Raw genomic sequence first — 17,837 nt, 5'->3', positions numbered from 1 at the left:
GGGTAATATCAAGTATTAGTACCTGGTTTTAATTTTGGTTAGGCGTAAACGGTAGCCCTCGTACTTAGGCGGCAAAAGCACGTTTCGCAGTGAATTATAAGCCGAGTATAAGCGCGTAGCTTAAACACTCTTGCATTTTTAAAGGAGGCCGAATTCTCATGGGGAAATCCGGTTCAATTGAGCAGCAATCCCGTCATGCCGCAGTTGGCTTGTCGGATGAGCAAGCTATCGAAATGTATGCCATGATGCAGCTGGCGCGCAAGTTTGATGAGCGCAATTTGCTGCTGCAGCGGGCAGGAAAAATCAACTTCCACGTATCGGGTGTGGGTCAAGAGGTCGCACAGGTTGCTGCGGCATTTGCTCTTGATCGCTCAGTCGATTATTACTTGCCTTATTATCGGGATTACGGTTTTGTGTTGTCCGTCGGTATGACGGTGAAAGAGCTGATGCTGTCCGTTTTTGCGAAAGCGGAAGATCCAAATAGCGGCGGCAGGCAGATGCCCGGGCATTTTGGCAGCAAAAGACTGCGTATTGTCACAGGCTCAAGTCCTGTAACGACCCAGGTTCCGCATGCAGTAGGCATTGCACTCGCTGCGAAGATGAAGAAGCAGAAGCTGGTAAGCTTCGTAACCTTTGGAGAAGGCTCAAGCAATCAGGGCGATTTTCATGAAGGCTGCAATTTTGCTGGCGTTCATAAGCTTCCGGTCATTTTTATGTGTGAAAATAATCAATATGCGATTTCTGTTCCCGTTCACAAGCAGCTTGCAGGCCGCGTTGCGGATCGGGCGCTTGGCTATGGCTTCACAGGCGTGCAAATTGACGGCAATGATGCGTTGGAAGTGTTCCGCACTGTAAAGGAAGCGCGAGAGCGCGCGATTGCTGGCGAGGGGCCAACGCTTATTGAGGCGATGGTTTATCGCTTGTCTCCGCATTCGACGTCGGATAATGATCTGGCTTATCGGACAAAGGAAGAAGTCGATGAGAACCGTGCGAAGGATGGACTTCCGAAATACAGGCAGTATTTGATGGACTGTGGACTCCTTACGGAGGAGAAGGATGCCGAACTGCTTGCCGGCATTAAGAAGCAAATCGACGAAGCGACTGAATACGGCGACAAGGCGGCATTCCCATCGCCGGAATCGGTGCTTGACCATGTGTATGCAGGAGATGCTTGGCAAGGAGGGGACATCTAGTGGCAGTTATCGAATATATTGAAGCGATCAGACTTGGCATGAAGGAAGAGCTTGAGCGTGATGAAGACGTGTTCGTGCTTGGCGAGGACGTTGGCGTCAAGGGCGGCGTTTTTACAACGACAAAAGGTTTGATTGACCAGTTCGGAGAGCAGCGCGTCATGGATACGCCCCTTGCGGAATCGGCTATTGCTGGTGTAGCTATTGGTGCGGCCATGTACGGAATGAGGCCCATTGCAGAAATGCAATATTCGGATTTCATGTTTCCGGCAACGAATCAAATTATTAGCGAAGCGGCTAAAATTCGTTACCGCTCCAACAATGACTGGAGCTGTCCGATTGTCATTCGCGCCCCAATTGGCGGCGGGGTATTTGGCGGGCTGTATCACTCCCAGTGTCCAGAGTCGGTGTTTTTCGGAACGCCTGGCTTGAAAATTGTAGCGCCGTATCGGGCATACGATGCCAAAGGGCTGCTTAAGGCCGCTGTGCGCGACCCGGACCCGGTTCTCTTTTTTGAAAACAAAAAATGCTACAAGCTGATTACGGGCGAAGTACCGGATGACGACTATATTGTGCCGATTGGCAAAGCGAACGTATTGCGTGAAGGCGACGATATTACAGTCATCAGCTACAGCATGCCGCTTCTGTTCGTTGAACAGGCAGCGCAGGAGCTAGCTCAAGAAGGCATCAGCACTCATATTCTAGATTTGCGTACGCTGCAGCCGCTTGATCAAGAGGCTATTTTGGAGTCCGTTCGCAAGACGGGCAAGGTTTTAATTATTCACGAGGATAACAAGACGGGCGGCGTAGGCGCCGAAGTATCGGCGATTATTGCAGAACAGCTGCTGTATGAGCTGGACGCTCCTATTATGCGTTTGTGCGGCCCGGACGTTCCGGCGATGCCTATTAATCCGCCTGGCGAGAAGTTTTTCCTGCTGAATAAAGAAAAAGTGAAAGAGGCTATGCGCAATTTGGCTTTGTATTAAAGCTTGCCCGAAGGAGACATTTCGCCGCAATGCGTTAATTTGGACGAAAGCCAGTCCACGTAGCACAAGCCTTTAGGGAGATGGATAATTGATGAAATCGGTGACGGAGATTGTTATTCCGCAGCTGGCGGAATCGCTCGTATCGGCAACAATCGATAAGTGGCTTAAGCAGCCTGGTGACCACATTGACATGTATGAGCCTATTTGTGAGCTTATTACGGACAAGGTAAGCGCGGAGCTGCCTTCGACGGTATCGGGTACGATGGTTAAAATTTTGGTTGGCAACGGGGAAACCGTTCCTGTTGGGACGCCTGTTTGCCTAATCGAAACGGAAGGCGCAGTAGAAACGCAGGCTGCTGGCGGGACCCCATCGGGTTATAGCGCAGCAGGGCAAGGCGCGGGATCATCCACAGCCTCGCAAAGCGGTGCACAGGAGGCGGAAGGAGATATGTCGATGCGCAATCGCTTCTCTCCAGCTGTTCAGAAGCTGGCAGCCGAGCATAATATTCGTTTGAGCGACGTTCCAGGTACTGGTCTGGGTGGGCGTATTACCCGTAAAGACGTACTCACCTTCGCCCAGTCGGGCGGAGCGGCAGGCAATTCCGCTAATAAAGGAAATCCGCAAGCCGGGCGAGAGCCGATTAATGAGCAGGTTCGTTCGTCTGGCTTGCATTTGACAGAAACACCGCGCTTGCCAACGATTCAGCAATATAATTCCCCAGTTTCCGGGGTGCCTGGGCGGGGTGAAGATTATATTGAGGTTACGCCGATTCGCGGCGCAATTGCACGTAATATGAAACAGAGCGTCACCGAAATTCCGCATGGCTGGATGATGATTGAGGTTGATGTCACGAATCTCGTCGTGCTTCGCAACAAGGTGAAGGATGAATTTATGAAGCGCGAGGGCATTAATTTGACTTATCTTGCTTTCGTGTTGAAAGCAGTCGTTAATGCGATCAAGGAGTTCCCAATTATGAACTCCATGTGGGCGGTCGATAAAATCATCGTGAAGCGCGACATTAACATTTCGCTTGCAGTAGGTACCGAGGAATCGGTTGCAACCCCCGTCATCAAAAACGCCGATCACAAAACGATCGCCGGTCTGGCGAAAGAAATCGACGACTTGGCTCGCCGTGGACGCGAAGGGCGCCTAACGCTTGCTGACATGCAGGGCGGTACGTTTACCGTCAACAATACGGGTTCCTTCGGCTCGATTATTACGCATCCGATTATTAACTACCCTCAAGCGGCCATTATGACGTTTGAATCGATCGTGAAGCGTCCGGTTGTCATTAATGACATGCTCGCCATTCGATCGATGGCAAACCTCTGTTTGTCGCTGGATCACCGTATTTTGGATGGTATTATTTGCGGCCGATTTATGCAGAAGGTAAAGGAAAACTTGGAGAGCTTCAACAACGATACGAAATTGTATTAGAAATGAGGGACGCCGCTATGACTGACTCTACTCATGTATCTAATGGGAAGAAACCGCTAGAAGCCCGTTATATTTCCATGCTTGGCTATGCGGAGGCGTGGGAGCTGCAAAAATCAATGGTGAAGCAAGTTGACCAGGAGGAGCGTCCAGAGACGCTTCTCCTTCTTCAACATCCGCCGACCTACACGCTTGGCTCAGACCGTCATCCCGAGCATTTGCTGCTCGGTGAGGCGGAGCTTGCGGAGCGGGGCATTTCTGTATTTGAAATTGACCGTGGTGGGGATATTACCTATCATGGGCCCGGGCAGCTTGTCGGCTATCCGCTGCTATATCTCGATGCGGTGGGTCTCGATCTGCATGCTTATTTGCGCAACGTCGAGCAGGTCATCATCAATTGGCTGAAGGATTATGGTATCGAATCAGGCAGAAAGCCCGAATACACCGGAGTGTGGGTAGGGGATGAGAAAATTGCGGCTATCGGTGTGAAGTTTAATCGGGCGCGGAGGCGCGGCGGTTTTGTGACGAGTCATGGATTTGCGCTGAATATAGAAGCGGGCATAGCGGAGAGTGGCTTTAGCGGCATCGTGCCGTGTGGCATTGAACAGTTCGGGGTCACCTCATTTAATACGCTGACGGGCCGCGAGCTGTCGGTAAGCGAAGCGGCGCAGCAGCTGCTGCCGCATTTCTGCGATGTATTTGGTTTTGCGCCGGATGCTGTTCTAATAAGAGAACAGCATCCCGATGCCGGCTACCAAGCTGGATAACAGCATGGCGGCAATAACAACGATGGCAACAATTCGAACATACTTGGAAGGATTCACAAGGCAGATCTCCTTTCTAAACATTTCTATAAGCCCTATTATAGTCGAAAATGACGAACGGAGGAAACGTTAATGATTAATGAGCAACGGTTAGTAGATGAATTTGTACAATTGGTGAAAATTGATAGTGAAACGAAGCATGAGCAGCTCATAAGTGTGGAGTTAAAAAAGAAATTCGGGGAGCTGGGACTTTCGCTGGAAGAGGATGATGCGGCAGCCAAAACAGGTCATGGCGCGAATAATCTATTTGCCTTTCTTGAGGCATCCGGTGTGGAAAACGCTCCGACTATCTTTTTCACCTCCCATATGGATACGGTAACGCCTGGTAAAGGCATTAAGCCTCAACTGGATGCCGATGGGTACATACGCAGCGATGGTACTACGATTCTTGGAGCGGATGACAAAGCGGGTCTTGCGGCCATGTTTGAAGCGATTCGCGTGCTTAAGGAGCAATCGATTCCTCATGGCCCTATTCAATTTGTAATTACAGTAGGCGAGGAATCGGGACTGCTCGGAGCTCGCGCACTGGATGCGTCCAAGCTGAAGGCGAAATTCGGCTACGCGCTCGATTCCAATGGCTCGGTAGGTGAAATTGCGGTTGCTGCGCCAACACAAGCGAGAGTAACGATTGAGTTTCACGGCAAGTCGGCTCATGCTGGCGTTAACCCGGAGGCGGGAATCAGTGCGATCCAAGTGGCGGGAAAAGCGATTTCAAGAATGCCGCTCGGCCGCATCGACAAGGAAACGACAGCGAATATTGGCTCTTTTGAAGGCGGCGGCGCTACGAATATCGTAGTGGACTATGTGAAGCTGAATGCGGAAGCACGCAGTATTGTTCAGCATAAGCTGGATGCCCAGCTCGGCGCTATGCGCGAGGCAGTAGAAAGTGCGGCAGCGGAGTTTGGCGCCAAGGGCGTTTTCAACAGCGAGGTCATTTACCCGTCGTATTCGTACGATGAGAGCGATGCTGTAGTGCAGCTTGCACAAACGGCGATTAAGGCGATTGGATTGACGCCAAAAACCTTCCACTCAGGCGGGGGCAGCGATGCTAATGTATTCAACGGACTCGGCGTACCGACGGTTAACTTGGCTGTTGGTTACGAGCATATCCATACAACGCAGGAGCAAATTAAAGTAGCCGATCTGGTCAAAACGACGGAATTGGTCGTTGAGATTATGAAGCAGGCTGCAAAAGCTTAATAGGCACTGTGACATAATAGAGAACAGCAGAGAAACCAAACAAGCGATAGGTCAGGAAAAGAGCATTTTCCCGGGCGTATCGCTTGTTTTCCATTTAGTTAAGAGGGCAAGCTTCTGGCTATTGGCGTTCTTTTAAAAAGCTTGCTAATGGCTCAGAAGCTCCACTCGCTGCCTTGCAGGACATCATGCGCAGTTGATGGCGAATCTCCCATGCTTTGCCGACAAGGCGAAGATGGCTGACGCTTGTATAGGTTTTCATCGTTACCTAAGCTCCTTCCCTATTGAAAATATTTGGATAAGGATAGGTATGCGGATATCGGACAAGTTATGCATGTTACCATATTCTTACACGCAAAGGGGAATATTCATTCATGAATCAGGAAATTAATCGCTGGAAAGAAGAAACAACCCACACCGAATCGATTTTTTCTGGCAAAATCATTTCGCTGCAGGTAGACACGGTCGCCTTGCCGGATGGCAGTACGGCGACAAGGGAAATCGTCAAGCATCCGGGCGCTGCGGCCGTTATCGCTCTATTAAATGGCAAGCTGCTCGTCGTGGAGCAGTACCGCAAGCCTCTTGAGAAATTCCAGATCGAGCTTCCGGCTGGCAAGCTGGATGCTGGTGAAGATCCACTTGAGGCGGCGAAGCGCGAGCTGGAGGAGGAGACAGGCTACAAAGCGGATACGCTGCAGCTTGTGAGCGCTTTTTATACGTCGCCGGGTTTTGCGGATGAGAAGCTGTATGTTTATTTCACGGATCAGATCGTTTCCGGCAAGCAGCAGACGGATGAGGATGAGTTTCTGGAAGTGATGGCGATTACGCTTCCGGAAGCGGAAGCCTTCATCTCCGAAGGCCGCATCAGTGATGCCAAAACAATTATGGCTGTCTATGTATGGAAGCTTTATTTGCTAACGGGCAAACTGCCTGTTTAGAAAGAAGAACGAAATCAGCGCTTTCTCTTCCGTCATAGGTGTGCTTGAAGGAACATACACTTTAGCACATGGGACAAGAGGGGGAAGGCTATGCGTTCGCGAATGGGGAAGGGGCCCGCAGGGAGCCAGCTGACGCTGTATGTATTTGTAGGCGTGCTGTTTGTCGTGGGCGTTATTTTTGGCGCGTTGATGGTGAATGCACTGACCTTTGAGCAGCAGCAGGACTTGGCAACGGACATGGACCAATATGTGCAGCTCATGCATGGCGGGACGGCAGCGGGTAGTGAGGCTATGTTTTGGGAGCGCGTTTTTTTTCATGGAAAATGGCTGCTGGTGCTGTGGTTTCTTGGAATTACCGTTGTTGGAATACCGCTGGTGCTGGCTATGGATTTTCTAAAAGGCGTGCTCGTCGGTTTTGCGCTTGGAACGCTTATTACGCAATATTCATGGAAGGGCGTGCTGTTTTCGCTCGTCTCGATAGCGCCGCCTAATTTAATTATTGTGCCGGCCATTTTGATGGCGAGTGCTTCTGCGCTTTCTTTTTCGATTTATGTGGTGAAAAATAGGCTGCTGCGGCAAAATGGCACGCTTGCCCCGCAAATGCTCAGCTTTACGACGACAGCGCTGATGATGCTGATGGTTTTAATCGGTGCCGCTTTGCTTGAAGCTTACGTCTCTCCACTGTTAATGAGCTGGGCAGCGCCGATTTTAGACGCTTCTGCCGCGGCAATCTGATGCCCATTCTATGCCAAAATGTTTGACTTTCACAAGGGTTTGAATCTATAATGAAAGCAAACGTTTTCTGATGTTGGCGCAGACATGTGTGGTAGGGGGGAAATCATGGAAGCCCGGATTGATAAGATTAAACAACAGTTGCAGTCGCAGGGCTACAAATTAACCCCGCAGCGTGAAGCAACAGTACGTGTATTGCTTGAGAATGAGGAAGATCACTTGAGCGCTGAAGATGTGTTCATGCTTGTGAAGGACAAGGCACCCGAAATTGGCCTTGCAACCGTGTATCGGACACTTGAGTTATTAAGCGAAATGCATGTAGTGGAGAAGCTTAATTTTGGCGACGGGGTTGCCAGATACGATCTGAGAACGGACAGCAGCAAGCATCATCATCATCATCTTATTTGTGTGCAATGCGGATCGATGGATGAGATAAAGGACGATTGGCTGCTGCCACTTGAGGAGCGATTGGAAGAGGAATTTGGTTTTTCGGTTCTCGACCATCGTTTGGACTTCCAGGGCATTTGTCGTAAATGCAATGAGAAGAATGCGAATGCGAAAAAAGATGAATCATAAACGGCTTTGCTGCCCAGTGCTTCTGGACGGCGAAGCCGTTTTGGCGTTTCGTATGGCTAGACGGTTTGGGCTATATAGCGGATGCCCACTGCATCAGGATTTTAGATTGCCAATGCGTCCGAGCCGCAGCAAGCCGGAGCCCTGCGCAATGGGCAAATAACCATTTAGAGGTACGGACCATTTTCGGAAAACAGTTGTTACGCGGGCGGAGCTTAGCTTTGGCCTTACAGAGAGCAATAAAGCAGCGCCGCCAGCCACATGGGGAGAGGACATGCTCGTTCCTGACATGATGGCATATTTGCCATTCAGCCAAGTTGAGAGAATTTCTGTTCCCGGCGCGGCAACATCAATGCCCATTCCTCGATTGCTGTAATCGGCAATTTGATTAAGCCGATTGGTAGCAGCGACTGCGATCGTCTCCGGAAAGGAAGCTGGCTCGTCGATCGTCGTCGTATTTGGCCCCTCGTTGCCGGCTGAGGCTGATATGATGATTCCCTGCTTCGCTGCCCGCTTGATTGCCTGGCGCAGCAAATCGCTATGCTGGCCGCTGACGATGCCAAAGCTCATATTAATAACGTTCATTTTGTTGCGGATGCACCATTCAATGGCATCTACAATATCTGACACGTAGCCAGAACCGTAACGGTCGAGTGCCTTTACGGCATACAGCTTTACATTGGGAGCTACGCCGTACAAGCCTGTTAAGCCTCTGCCTGCGGCAATGCCAGCAACATGCGTACCATGGCCATTATCATCGTAATAGCTTAAGCCCCCCATCGTATTGACGCCGCCTGCTATGCGCAGATCGGGATGCTTGGCAATGCCGGTATCAATAATGGCAAGCTTGACAGGCCTGCCGAGTGTGCGCTTCCAAGCAAGCGGCGCCTGTACTCTTTTAATATTCCATGGCACCTTATTCGTGTCTATGGTCGTTTTTATAATGGGGAGATTTGGTTTTATAGTACGGGTTGTTATACGGGGAGTGGTATCATGCTTGCGGATCTTCACATCCCGCTCCATCACCTTGACATCAGGATGCCGAATAATATTTTTCCAAGAGCTGCGCCGATCCAGCAGAAAGCCAATCATTTTGCAGCCGGGCATCGTTTTGAATGGATGAATGCCGCGCGATTCAAGCAGGCGCAAGCAGCGTTTATAAGAGCTGTGCGTAGTAAAGCTGATGAGCTGGCGTTCTGTATGTTTAGATGGTTTATAGGCAGAACAGGAAGCGATCAGGTTATCCAAACGAGGCATGATGGGCTCCTCCTCCATGTTATAGGCAGACATGAGACTACTTGTGTAGTGTATGGAGGAGGGGCAGGTGTGGACTGGGTATTCGTCCCCATATACATATTTTTTGCAGCAGTTGGAAAATGTATCGCTTAGGACAATCAGTTGACGTACAATATGGCTATATCCCCATTATTTTCTTTAGGAGGTTTTTTCATGATCATTGGCGTTCCCAAAGAAATAAAAACGAGTGAATACCGGGTGGCATTGACGCCAGCAGGCGTCACCATGCTTAAGGCGGCCGGACATCAAGTGCTTGTACAGACAGGGGCAGGAGATGGCAGCGGCTTTCAGGACGGCGACTATGCAAGTGAGGGTGCCGTAATTGTAGACTCGGCTGCTCGAGTATGGGAACGCGCAGAAATGATTATGAAAGTAAAGGAGCCTCTCCCAGAGGAATATAGTTATTTCCGCAAAGGGCAGCTGTTGTTCACTTATTTGCATCTTGCGGCTGCGCCGGAGCTGGCGAAAGCTTTAATGGACAGCGAGGTAACCGCCATTGCCTATGAAACGATTCAGCTTCAGAATGGGAGCCTGCCGCTGCTGACGCCGATGAGCGAGGTTGCAGGGCGAATGGCCGTACAAGTTGGCGCACAGTTTTTAGAGGCGTTTAACGGGGGACGTGGCGTTCTGCTAGGCGGTGTGCCTGGGGTAGCGCCAGCCGAGGTCGTCATTATCGGGGGCGGCATCGTCGGAACGAATGCTGCGAAGGTTGCGCTCGGCATGGGAGCAACCGTCGTGCTGCTTGAGCGGAGTCTTGATCGAATGCGCTACCTCGATGATGTATTTGGCGGCCGTATTCAGACCGTGATGTCGAGTACGTATCATATTGCCGAGGCGGTGGCGAAGGCGGACCTGCTCATTGGTGCCGTACTGATTCCGGGGGCCAAAGCGCCTCATCTGGTGACGGAGGATATGGTCAAAACGATGAAAAAAGGCGCAGTCATCGTCGATGTCGCCGTAGACCAAGGCGGCTCCATAGCTACGGTTGACCGAGCCACTACGCATAAGGACCCGATTTACATCAAGCATGGCGTCATCCATTATGCGGTAGCGAATATTCCAGGTGCTGTACCGCGCACCTCGACCTTTGCGCTGACGAATGTTACGATGCCATATGCGCTGCTGCTCGCAAATGATGGGCTGGCAGCAATAAAGCTGAGCGAGCCTCTGCAGAAAGGCGTCAATACGCATAGCGGCAAATTAACTTATGAGCAGGTTGCTGCCGCACTGGACCTGCCATTTACACCGATCCAAACGCTGCTGTCGTGAGCAAATGATGCTAAGATGGTTAAGGATACCCGGCTGTTTTTGAATGGCTATAAACACCGCCGCGAGTCGGCGCACAAGACCCTTTCCTTCCGCATATAAGCCCCTCTCTCATCATATGGTAAAGTGGGCGGGACAAACCTGCCTGCATGTCTAGAGAGGGGCGAGGGCAAAATGGTATTCTCTGCACGCAAATGGTTCAGCCGCTTCGTATTTATGCTGCTGTTCATCAGCTTGTTCGTAGTTGCCACTGGCGGCTATGATTGGCTCGTTGATGTCGTGTCGCCAAGCAATCCTTATGAAGTTCCGCAGGGTGAGGCCGTAAAGGCTATTTGGCATAGTACATATGAGTGGGATAATGGTAATATAGCGGATAGGCTGCGTTTTTTCTATTGGTACGGCGAATAGCGGGGCGGGATAAAAAGCTTGCCAAGCAGGATTTATGATCCCGGGTGTGGAAATACCGAAGTACGCATGAATCGCGTGCAGAGGCTGGAAGCATGAAAGGAAACAGGATGAAATCTTTGGTGAACTCTTTTATTCGTTTTTTAAGCGTAGAACGCTCCTTGTCGAAAAATACATTGGAGTCGTACGGGCGGGATTTGCTGTATCTGCTGGATTATATGGAAAGCCAGAAAATCGAGGAAGCAGCGGCCGTTCAAAAGCATCATTTGGCGCATTATTTGCTGCAGTTGAAGGAGGAAGGGCGCAAGCCGTCCACTTTATCACGGCACATCGTGTCGATACGCGCCTTCTTTCATTACTTGCTCGTTGAAGGTTTCATCGATCGCGACCCTTCCATCTATATTGAATCGCCGAAGCAGGAAACGAAGCCGCCGCAAATTTTATCGATGGAGCATACAAGTCTGCTGCTGGACACGCCCCAATGCGTAACGACAGCAGGGAAGCGGGATAAGGCGATGCTGGAGCTGCTGTATGCGACAGGCATGCGCGTGTCAGAGCTCATTTCACTGGATGTGTCAAGCGTCAATCAGCAGCTCGGTTTTATCCAGTGTGTAGGCAGCAACCGCAAGGAGCGTATCGTTCCATTTGGGAGAAAAGCTGCAGAGGCGCTGAATGGCTATTTGGAGCATGGGCGAATCGGGCTGCTGCGGCACGGCAAGCAGGAGGATGCGCTGTTTTTAAATCATTTGGGAACTCGGATGACGCGGCAGGGCTTCTGGAAAACGGTCAAAAAGTATGCAAAAGAGGCGGGCATTGAAGCAGATATAACGCCGCATACGCTGCGCCATTCGTTTGCCGCTCATTTGCTGGAAAACGGCGCAGATGTGCGTACCGTACAAGCTTTGCTTGGCCACGCCGACGTTGCTACAACCCAGAAATACTCCAAGCTGACAAAGCTGAAAATGAAAGACGTATACAACAGCGCGCATCCACGCGCTTGAAAGATAGCGAGATCGCCGGTTGCTTAAGACTAGGTCAGGCAGAGCGGATGCGCACGGAATGCTGGTGGAAAGTCAAACCTTTCACATAAGCCTATTGTTTTTCACCAGATCTAACATTAGAAAGGTTGGGACTACATGAGTAAATTTGATCGTATTGCCGTTATTGTGCTTGACAGCGTTGGAATTGGCGAACAGCCGGATGCAGAGGCGTTCGGTGACCTCGGGTCGCACACGCTTGGTCATATCGTGGAAAGAGTGAAGGGGACAAGCCTGCCGAATTTGCGCCAGCTTGGTCTTGATCGTATTGCGCCACTGGGTGATTGGAAGCCCGCAGATGAGCCTTCTGGTGCCTACTATGGAAAAATGCAGGAGGTATCGGTCGGCAAGGATACGATGACTGGGCATTGGGAGCTGATGGGGCTGAAGCTGATGGTTCCATTTCAGACGTTTCCGGATGGCTTTCCGGATGAGCTGATCACTTTATTCGAAGAGCGCACCGGGCGCAAGGTCATTGGCAATAAGCCGGCAAGCGGTACGGAAATTTTGGACGAGCTGGGCGCTGAGCAAATGGAGACGGGGGCATGGATCGTCTACACTTCTGCTGACAGCGTTTTTCAAATTGCAGCGCATGAAGGCATCATCCCGCTAGACGAGCTGTACCGTGCTTGCGAAATTGCGCGCGAGCTGACGATGGATGAGCGTTATACAGTAGGCCGGGTCATTGCAAGACCGTATGAAGGGGAGCCAGGCGCGTTCAAGCGTACGCCTAACCGCCATGATTATGCAGTCAAGCCGCCAGAGCCTACGGTGCTAAATGCGCTTCAGGATGGGGGACTCGACACGATCTCCATCGGTAAAATCAATGATATTTTTGACGGAGAGGGCATTAATGCTTCTACGCCGACGAAGAGCAACGCCGATGGCATCGCCCGTACGATTGCAGCTTTGAAGGAGCCGTTCAAGGGATTGCTGTTTACGAATCTCGTTGATTTCGATTCCTTGTACGGGCATCGCAGAGATCCAGAAGGCTACGCCGCTGCACTTGAAGAGTTTGACCGCGCCTTGCCTGAGCTTGTCCAAACAATTGGACCGCGCGATTTGCTAGTCATTACTGCTGATCACGGCAATGATCCCGTTCATCCGGGTACGGACCACACGCGGGAGTATGTGCCGCTGCTGCTTTACAGCCCGGCTTTCAAGCAGCCAAGGCAGCTCGAAACAAGAGCAACCTTCTCCGATTTGGGAGCGACGATTGCTGACAACTTTAATGTACAAGCTCCGCCAAACGGCACAAGCTTTCTCGACTTGCTTGAAGCTTAATTAAATAAACGAATTAATGAACGAACTAACGAACTAACGAACTAACGAACTAACGAACTAACGACTTGGAGGATATCACTATGAGCGTAATTACAGCAGCACAAATTAAAGAAGCGGCAGCTTACATTGCCGGACGTACGAACTTGTTGCCAGAGGTCGGCCTTATTATGGGTTCTGGACTGGGCGTTCTCGGCGATCATTTGGAAAATCCAGTGACGATTGCGTACAACGATATTCCCCATTTCCCAGTGTCCACAGTGGAAGGCCATGCAGGCGAGCTGCTTATCGGTACCCTGTCAGGGCGGCCAGTGCTATTGATGCGGGGCCGCTTCCATATGTATGAGGGCTACGGCCCTGAGCTAACAGCATTTCCGGTGCGCGTAATGAAGGCGCTTGGCGTATCGACGCTGCTTGTGACCAATGCAGCTGGCGGCGTCAACCTTGCTTTTGAATCCGGCAATCTGATGCTGATTTCCGACCACCTGAACATGACAGGCAAAAACCCGCTAATTGGCCCTAATGATAACGAGCTGGGTGTTCGTTTTCCTGATATGTCGGAGGCTTACAGCAAGCGTCTGCGCGGTATTGCCCGTGAACTTGCGGCAAGCCAAGGGCTTGCACTTGCTGAAGGGGTATATGCCGGACTGCTCGGACCAACGTATGAAACACCAGCGGAAATTCGCATGCTGCGCGTTTTGGGGGCAGATGCTGTCGGAATGTCGACCGTTGCGGAAGTGATTACCGCAAGACATGCGGGAATTGAAGTTCTTGGCATTTCTTGTATTACGAATATGGCTGCGGGCATTCTGGATCAACCGCTTAATCACGAAGAGGTTATGGAGACGGCAGAGCGCGTGAAATCTGAGTTTTTAGACCTCGTAAAAGGTTTGGTCCCGCTCATTTAAAGAACAGTTTATTGCTAAAGTAGATAAAAAAAGCAAAATAGTCGTGTTATTTTGTCCGCATATTTGTAACACAATTGTAATATTTGGCTCGACTCATTGTGACAGTATTTTAAAACGCCATCGTCGTATAATGTCCGTAATTATAGAAAAATGGAGTGGAGTGAAATGGACAACCAATTGCTCTTGGAGATGGAGAAGTTGCGCGATAAAATGGTTGAAACGGCGCTCATCAAGCAAACTTTTCTGAACCGGGAGGTACTGCGGCTAAGCCAATCGCTAGACGTTTTAATCGTTCGTGCGCAGGAAGAGCGACGGACCGTTTCCAGCCATAAATAAACAGAGCAAATGGCATGAAACGTATGATAAGAACGGTCCTATGATGCTTGAGCGAGGGCGAGAGTCGCATTACAAAGGGGTAATTAGATTTATTAAGCAAGTGATGACGTGAAAAAATTCAAAAACCGTGCTTGCGGAAGCGAAAGCTTCTGCAAGGGCGGTTTTTTTTGTGAATATAGGAACTTTGGAATAATTTACATAAAAACAGGCGACACTGTGGAAGACAAGCGTAAACGGCTGAAGCCGTCCTTTGGCGGCAAAGCTGCCGTTTCGCAGGTGGAATATAAGCCCATTTATAAGTGTGAAACTTATAAATTCTTATATTTAAATATAGCCGAATTGCGGCGACTTCCCGTGAACCGAACTTTTTTGCGAAATCCGGGCTGCCGCAGCTTCATAGGAGGGAATCTGTTCTTGAAAAAATTACGGAATAAACTTTGCTTATGCATCCTTGCGCTCGCTGTCTCTTTGCCAACTGCTGTATTCGCCGAAGAAGCGGGTGAGATGCCCTCGCTTCCAGCAGCGGAGCAGTCCGGAAGCGTGGAGCCTCATCTGGCGCCATCGGCCCGGTCTGCCATTCTTATGGACGCGGACAGCGGAACGATTATTTATGAGAAAAACAGCCACGATCAGCTGCCTCCGGCAAGCATCACTAAAATTATGACCATGCTGCTTATTATGGAAGCACTGGCTGACGGCAAGCTCAAGCTGACCGACAAGGTACAGACGAGCGAATATGCTTCCTCCATGGGCGGCTCGCAAATTTTTCTGGAGCCTGGAGAGGAAATGAGCGTGGATGACATGATTAAAGGAATCGCTCTGGCTTCCGGCAATGACGCTTCTGTTGCGATGGCAGAAAAGCTCGGAGGCACCGAGGAGCAATTCGTAGCAATGATGAACGAGAAAGCGAAGCAGCTCGGGCTGAAGGAAACCCATTTTGCCAATTGCAATGGCTTGCCTTCAAAGGATCATTATTCGTCAGCCCATGACATTGCGGTTATGTCCCGTGAACTGCTGGGGCATACGGATATTACGAAGTATACCGGCATGTATCAGGATTATTTGCGCAAAACGTCAGAGAAGCCATTCTGGCTCGTCAACACGAATAAGCTTGTACGGTTCTATAGCGGGGCAGACGGCCTGAAAACCGGATTTACGAATGAAGCCAAGTTTTGTTTATCGGCAACGGCAAGACGGGATGGGCTTCGCGTTATTGCGGTCGTGATGGGGGAGCCGAATACGAAGACGCGCAACACGGAAGTGTCGCAAATGTTTGATTATGCGTTTGCCCAATATACGACGCATCCGATTTTTAAAGAGGGCGATGCCATGGGCAAGGTGCATGTAGAGAAGGGCGTTGTGTCCGAGCTTGAGCTGGTCGCTCCCCATGCTTACAGCATACTGCTCAAAAAAGGGGCAAACACAAGCGATATCCGCTACGAGCTGAAAATCGACGGCTCGATTAAAGCTCCTATTGCAATTGGTGCGCCGATCGGCAAGTTGCTCGTGTATCAGGGAGATAAACTGCTTAAGGAATTCCCAGTTGATGCGCCGCAGACGATTGAACGGGCTGGCTGGTGGAAAATGCTGAAGCGCTCGTTTGGCGGATTGTTCGCTTAAATCGGGTTATCGGAGCAAGGTTTTGCCGGAAAATAGCGAGCTTAGGCTGAATATTTTGTCACCTCTTAGGGCTCTGCTTCTAGTTTTGTCGCCGTGCAGGAAACGTGTGTCCCGCTGGAGAAATGCTAGTTCTATCCAAATGCACAGCTTAAAGGAGATGAACAGCAATTATGAATTTGCAAGCTGAACTGGAGCATTATCGCAATGTGCTTATTGTACGTCTGCGCGGAGAGCTGGATCATCATACAGCCGACGTCGTAAAGGTCAAGATGGAGGATGCGATTTTACGCGGAAGCAGCGACCACATCATTCTCAGCTTGAAGGATTTGCAATTCATGGACAGCTCGGGGCTTGGCGTCATTCTGGGCAGGTATAAGCAGGTTAAGGCAAGAGGCGGGAAAATGGTTGTATGTGCCGTTAGTCCAAGCGTTCACCGGCTTTTTGAAATGTCGGGCTTGTTCAAAATTTTGGAGATTCATGATAATGAACGGATGGCGATTTCAAGTCTGGAGGTGGTATCGTGAATGGACGCAATGAAATGATGTTAACCTTCAGCGCCCGCTCAGAGAACGAGGCTTTCGCCCGCGTAGCGGTGTCAGCCTTCGTCTCCCAGCTCGATCCGACCCTGGGGGAGCTGAATGATTTAAAGACAGCAATCTCGGAAGCGGTAACCAATGCGATTATTCACGGCTATGATAGCGACGCAGCCGGCAAAGTGACGATAGAGGGTTATATTGAAGGAGACGCGGTTTCCTTGACGGTTATTGACCATGGACGCGGTATTGAAGATTTGGACTTGGCTCGCCAGCCGCTTTACACTTCCAAGCCGGAGCTTGAGCGCTCGGGCATGGGCTTTACGATTATGGAAAATTTTATGGACCGATTCGAGGTTGTCAGCGAGCTTGGCGGCGGTACGCGCGTAAGCATGCTGAAACGAATTGAATCGAAAAAAGCGCTATACAACTAGCGCATAGGGGTTGAACCTCATGGATTCCGGGTTGAAACAAACGGCTCAGCCGTATTTGGATGATGCGGAAGTAAAGCGGCTTATTGCATTAAGCCAGTCTGGCGACACGTTGGCAAGGGACACGCTTGTAGGATGCAATATTCGTTTGGTATGGTCAGTCGTTCAACGTTTCATCAACCGCGGCTATGAGCCAGATGATCTGTTTCAGATCGGCTGTATCGGCCTGCTCAAGTCGGTTGACAAATTCGACCTTTCCTATGATGTGAAATTTTCCACCTATGCCGTGCCGATGATTATCGGTGAAATCCAGCGGTTTTTGCGCGATGACGGTACGCTTAAGGTTAGCCGCTCGCTCAAGGAAACGGCCAATAAGGTGCGCAAAATGAAAGACGAGCTATCCAAGGTGCTGGGAAGGCTGCCGACCATTAGCGAAGTGGCAGAACGACTGGGTATTACGCCAGAGGATGTCGTATTTGCGCAGGAAGCGAATAAGCCGCCAACCTCGATTCATGAGACGGTATTTGAAAATGACGGCGATCCCATTACGCTGATGGATCAAATTGCTGATGATTCCCAGGAGCGCTGGTTCGACAAGCTTGCGCTGACCGAGGCCATTGAAGGCCTCAGCGAGCGGGAGCGGCTCATCGTATATTTACGTTATTACCGGGATAAGACGCAGTCAGAAGTAGCGAGTCGTTTAGGCATTTCACAAGTACAGGTGTCGCGTCTGGAGAAAAAAATATTGCAGTCCATAAAAGATCAAATCGCCTTATAGGGCGGTTTGATCTTTTAGATTGTCGAGAAACCCTACGTCTTGTTCCAAGACGCTTGGGTTTCTCTTTGTTT

21 protein-coding genes are annotated in these 17,837 nt (G+C 50.4%); 18 read left to right on the top strand and 3 right to left on the bottom strand.

Features of this window, described 5'->3' with window-relative positions:
• The first annotated feature begins 158 nt into the window (after positions 1 to 158).
• The 4 genes from MHB80_RS17850 to lipB all read left to right on the top strand — a co-directional run bounded on the left by MHB80_RS17850 (position 159) and on the right by lipB (position 4,378).
• Complete coding sequence (locus MHB80_RS17850; RefSeq protein ID WP_341278242.1) at positions 159 to 1,193, top strand: thiamine pyrophosphate-dependent dehydrogenase E1 component subunit alpha; 1,035 nt, start codon at positions 159 to 161, stop codon at positions 1,191 to 1,193.
• On the top strand, positions 1,193 to 2,176 hold the full coding sequence (locus tag MHB80_RS17845) for an alpha-ketoacid dehydrogenase subunit beta (protein WP_341278241.1): 984 nt from the start codon (positions 1,193 to 1,195) through the stop codon (positions 2,174 to 2,176). Before MHB80_RS17850 ends, MHB80_RS17845 begins: the two co-directional genes overlap by 1 nt.
• 91 nt (positions 2,177 to 2,267) lie before the next feature.
• Entirely contained in the window at positions 2,268 to 3,614 is a 1,347-nt protein-coding gene (locus MHB80_RS17840; protein WP_341278240.1) for a dihydrolipoamide acetyltransferase family protein, read from the top strand.
• Between the two features lie 17 nt (positions 3,615 to 3,631).
• Complete coding sequence (gene lipB, locus MHB80_RS17835) at positions 3,632 to 4,378, top strand: lipoyl(octanoyl) transferase LipB (protein ID WP_341278239.1); 747 nt, start codon at positions 3,632 to 3,634, stop codon at positions 4,376 to 4,378.
• Here the strand turns inward: lipB and prli42 are convergent.
• Positions 4,334 to 4,459 carry a stressosome-associated protein Prli42 gene (gene prli42, locus MHB80_RS17830; RefSeq protein WP_150131586.1) on the bottom strand — a complete coding sequence of 42 codons (126 nt, stop codon included), beginning with the start codon at positions 4,457 to 4,459 and terminating at the stop codon, positions 4,334 to 4,336. The two genes, lipB and prli42, sit on opposite strands and share 45 nt — an antisense overlap.
• A 48-nt stretch (positions 4,460 to 4,507) precedes the next feature.
• Here prli42 and MHB80_RS17825 point away from each other — a divergent pair, with 48 nt between their 5' ends.
• A complete protein-coding gene (locus tag MHB80_RS17825; RefSeq protein ID WP_341278238.1) occupies positions 4,508 to 5,635 on the top strand; it encodes a M20/M25/M40 family metallo-hydrolase in 1,128 nt (375 codons plus the stop codon).
• A gap of 118 nt (positions 5,636 to 5,753) precedes the next feature.
• Here MHB80_RS17825 and mciZ read toward each other — a convergent pair whose 3' ends face one another.
• Complete coding sequence (mciZ, locus tag MHB80_RS17820; RefSeq protein WP_341278237.1) at positions 5,754 to 5,894, bottom strand: Z-ring formation inhibitor MciZ; 141 nt, start codon at positions 5,892 to 5,894, stop codon at positions 5,754 to 5,756.
• A 112-nt stretch (positions 5,895 to 6,006) separates the two neighbouring features.
• On the opposite strand from mciZ, the gene MHB80_RS17815 reads away from it, so the two are divergent.
• From MHB80_RS17815 to MHB80_RS17805, 3 genes are all read left to right on the top strand, one after another.
• A complete protein-coding gene (locus tag MHB80_RS17815; RefSeq protein ID WP_341278236.1) occupies positions 6,007 to 6,570 on the top strand; it encodes an NUDIX hydrolase in 564 nt (187 codons plus the stop codon).
• Between the two features lie 90 nt (positions 6,571 to 6,660).
• The gene (spoIIM, locus tag MHB80_RS17810; protein ID WP_341278235.1) at positions 6,661 to 7,305 is read left to right on the top strand and encodes a stage II sporulation protein M; all 645 of its coding nucleotides are present in this window, start codon (positions 6,661 to 6,663) and stop codon (positions 7,303 to 7,305) included.
• Between the two features lie 105 nt (positions 7,306 to 7,410).
• Positions 7,411 to 7,878 carry a Fur family transcriptional regulator gene (locus MHB80_RS17805; protein ID WP_046231973.1) on the top strand — a complete coding sequence of 156 codons (468 nt, stop codon included), beginning with the start codon at positions 7,411 to 7,413 and terminating at the stop codon, positions 7,876 to 7,878.
• 93 nt (positions 7,879 to 7,971) lie between these two features.
• On the opposite strand, the gene MHB80_RS17800 is transcribed toward MHB80_RS17805, so the two are convergent.
• Positions 7,972 to 9,132, bottom strand: a complete 1,161-nt coding sequence (locus MHB80_RS17800) for a S8 family peptidase (RefSeq protein ID WP_341278234.1) — start codon at positions 9,130 to 9,132, stop codon at positions 7,972 to 7,974.
• A gap of 192 nt (positions 9,133 to 9,324) precedes the next feature.
• On the opposite strand from MHB80_RS17800, the gene ald reads away from it, so the two are divergent.
• From ald to sigF, 10 genes are all read left to right on the top strand, one after another.
• Entirely contained in the window at positions 9,325 to 10,440 is a 1,116-nt protein-coding gene (gene ald, locus MHB80_RS17795; protein WP_341278233.1) for an alanine dehydrogenase, read from the top strand.
• Positions 10,441 to 10,611: 171 nt separating this feature from the next.
• Positions 10,612 to 10,845, top strand: a complete 234-nt coding sequence (locus MHB80_RS17790) for a DUF4227 family protein (RefSeq protein WP_341278232.1) — start codon at positions 10,612 to 10,614, stop codon at positions 10,843 to 10,845.
• Positions 10,846 to 10,952: 107 nt separating this feature from the next.
• The gene (gene xerD, locus MHB80_RS17785; protein WP_341283019.1) at positions 10,953 to 11,843 is read left to right on the top strand and encodes a site-specific tyrosine recombinase XerD; all 891 of its coding nucleotides are present in this window, start codon (positions 10,953 to 10,955) and stop codon (positions 11,841 to 11,843) included.
• Positions 11,844 to 11,978: 135 nt separating this feature from the next.
• Positions 11,979 to 13,163: a phosphopentomutase gene (gene deoB, locus MHB80_RS17780; protein WP_341278231.1), complete on the top strand. Its 1,185-nt coding sequence runs from the start codon at positions 11,979 to 11,981 to the stop codon at positions 13,161 to 13,163.
• Between the two features lie 80 nt (positions 13,164 to 13,243).
• Positions 13,244 to 14,068: a purine-nucleoside phosphorylase gene (locus MHB80_RS17775; RefSeq protein WP_341278230.1), complete on the top strand. Its 825-nt coding sequence runs from the start codon at positions 13,244 to 13,246 to the stop codon at positions 14,066 to 14,068.
• Between the two features lie 165 nt (positions 14,069 to 14,233).
• Positions 14,234 to 14,404 (top strand): aspartyl-phosphate phosphatase Spo0E family protein, encoded by a 171-nt coding sequence (locus MHB80_RS17770; RefSeq protein WP_338551801.1) that lies wholly within the window; start codon positions 14,234 to 14,236, stop codon positions 14,402 to 14,404.
• Positions 14,405 to 14,908: 504 nt separating this feature from the next.
• Positions 14,909 to 16,024, top strand: a complete 1,116-nt coding sequence (locus tag MHB80_RS17765; protein WP_341283018.1) for a D-alanyl-D-alanine carboxypeptidase family protein — start codon at positions 14,909 to 14,911, stop codon at positions 16,022 to 16,024.
• Positions 16,025 to 16,194: 170 nt separating this feature from the next.
• Positions 16,195 to 16,548, top strand: coding sequence for an anti-sigma F factor antagonist (spoIIAA, locus tag MHB80_RS17760; protein ID WP_056028909.1), 354 nt, complete (start codon positions 16,195 to 16,197; stop codon positions 16,546 to 16,548).
• Positions 16,549 to 16,562: 14 nt separating this feature from the next.
• Complete coding sequence (gene spoIIAB, locus MHB80_RS17755; RefSeq protein WP_341283017.1) at positions 16,563 to 16,991, top strand: anti-sigma F factor; 429 nt, start codon at positions 16,563 to 16,565, stop codon at positions 16,989 to 16,991.
• 19 nt (positions 16,992 to 17,010) lie between these two features.
• A complete protein-coding gene (sigF, locus tag MHB80_RS17750; protein WP_046231980.1) occupies positions 17,011 to 17,766 on the top strand; it encodes an RNA polymerase sporulation sigma factor SigF in 756 nt (251 codons plus the stop codon).
• The last annotated feature ends 71 nt before the right edge of the window (positions 17,767 to 17,837 follow it).

It is taken from the genome of Paenibacillus sp. FSL H8-0537, assembly GCF_038051995.1.
Lineage (GTDB): Bacteria > Bacillota > Bacilli > Paenibacillales > Paenibacillaceae > Pristimantibacillus.
The sequence above is the reverse complement of the archived record's forward strand: the minus strand, read 5'-3'. Positions and strand labels throughout refer to the sequence as shown.

What these genes read in the sequence shown, in the direction of transcription:
- MHB80_RS17850 (WP_341278242.1), top strand. Translation starts at nt 159, where the DNA reads ATGGGGAAATCCGGTTCAATTGAGCAGCAATCCCGTCATGCCGCAGTT.
- MHB80_RS17840 (WP_341278240.1), top strand. Translation starts at nt 2,268, where the DNA reads ATGAAATCGGTGACGGAGATTGTTATTCCGCAGCTGGCGGAATCGCTC.
- lipB (WP_341278239.1), top strand. Translation starts at nt 3,632, where the DNA reads ATGACTGACTCTACTCATGTATCTAATGGGAAGAAACCGCTAGAAGCC.
- prli42 (WP_150131586.1), bottom strand. Translation starts at nt 4,459, where the DNA reads ATGTTTAGAAAGGAGATCTGCCTTGTGAATCCTTCCAAGTATGTTCGA.
- MHB80_RS17825 (WP_341278238.1), top strand. Translation starts at nt 4,508, where the DNA reads ATGATTAATGAGCAACGGTTAGTAGATGAATTTGTACAATTGGTGAAA.
- mciZ (WP_341278237.1), bottom strand. Translation starts at nt 5,894, where the DNA reads ATGAAAACCTATACAAGCGTCAGCCATCTTCGCCTTGTCGGCAAAGCA.
- MHB80_RS17815 (WP_341278236.1), top strand. Translation starts at nt 6,007, where the DNA reads ATGAATCAGGAAATTAATCGCTGGAAAGAAGAAACAACCCACACCGAA.
- spoIIM (WP_341278235.1), top strand. Translation starts at nt 6,661, where the DNA reads ATGCGTTCGCGAATGGGGAAGGGGCCCGCAGGGAGCCAGCTGACGCTG.
- MHB80_RS17805 (WP_046231973.1), top strand. Translation starts at nt 7,411, where the DNA reads ATGGAAGCCCGGATTGATAAGATTAAACAACAGTTGCAGTCGCAGGGC.
- MHB80_RS17800 (WP_341278234.1), bottom strand. Translation starts at nt 9,132, where the DNA reads ATGCCTCGTTTGGATAACCTGATCGCTTCCTGTTCTGCCTATAAACCA.
- ald (WP_341278233.1), top strand. Translation starts at nt 9,325, where the DNA reads ATGATCATTGGCGTTCCCAAAGAAATAAAAACGAGTGAATACCGGGTG.
- MHB80_RS17790 (WP_341278232.1), top strand. Translation starts at nt 10,612, where the DNA reads ATGGTATTCTCTGCACGCAAATGGTTCAGCCGCTTCGTATTTATGCTG.
- xerD (WP_341283019.1), top strand. Translation starts at nt 10,953, where the DNA reads ATGAAATCTTTGGTGAACTCTTTTATTCGTTTTTTAAGCGTAGAACGC.
- deoB (WP_341278231.1), top strand. Translation starts at nt 11,979, where the DNA reads ATGAGTAAATTTGATCGTATTGCCGTTATTGTGCTTGACAGCGTTGGA.
- MHB80_RS17775 (WP_341278230.1), top strand. Translation starts at nt 13,244, where the DNA reads ATGAGCGTAATTACAGCAGCACAAATTAAAGAAGCGGCAGCTTACATT.
- MHB80_RS17770 (WP_338551801.1), top strand. Translation starts at nt 14,234, where the DNA reads ATGGACAACCAATTGCTCTTGGAGATGGAGAAGTTGCGCGATAAAATG.
- MHB80_RS17765 (WP_341283018.1), top strand. Translation starts at nt 14,909, where the DNA reads ATGCCCTCGCTTCCAGCAGCGGAGCAGTCCGGAAGCGTGGAGCCTCAT.
- spoIIAA (WP_056028909.1), top strand. Translation starts at nt 16,195, where the DNA reads ATGAATTTGCAAGCTGAACTGGAGCATTATCGCAATGTGCTTATTGTA.
- spoIIAB (WP_341283017.1), top strand. Translation starts at nt 16,563, where the DNA reads ATGATGTTAACCTTCAGCGCCCGCTCAGAGAACGAGGCTTTCGCCCGC.
- sigF (WP_046231980.1), top strand. Translation starts at nt 17,011, where the DNA reads ATGGATTCCGGGTTGAAACAAACGGCTCAGCCGTATTTGGATGATGCG.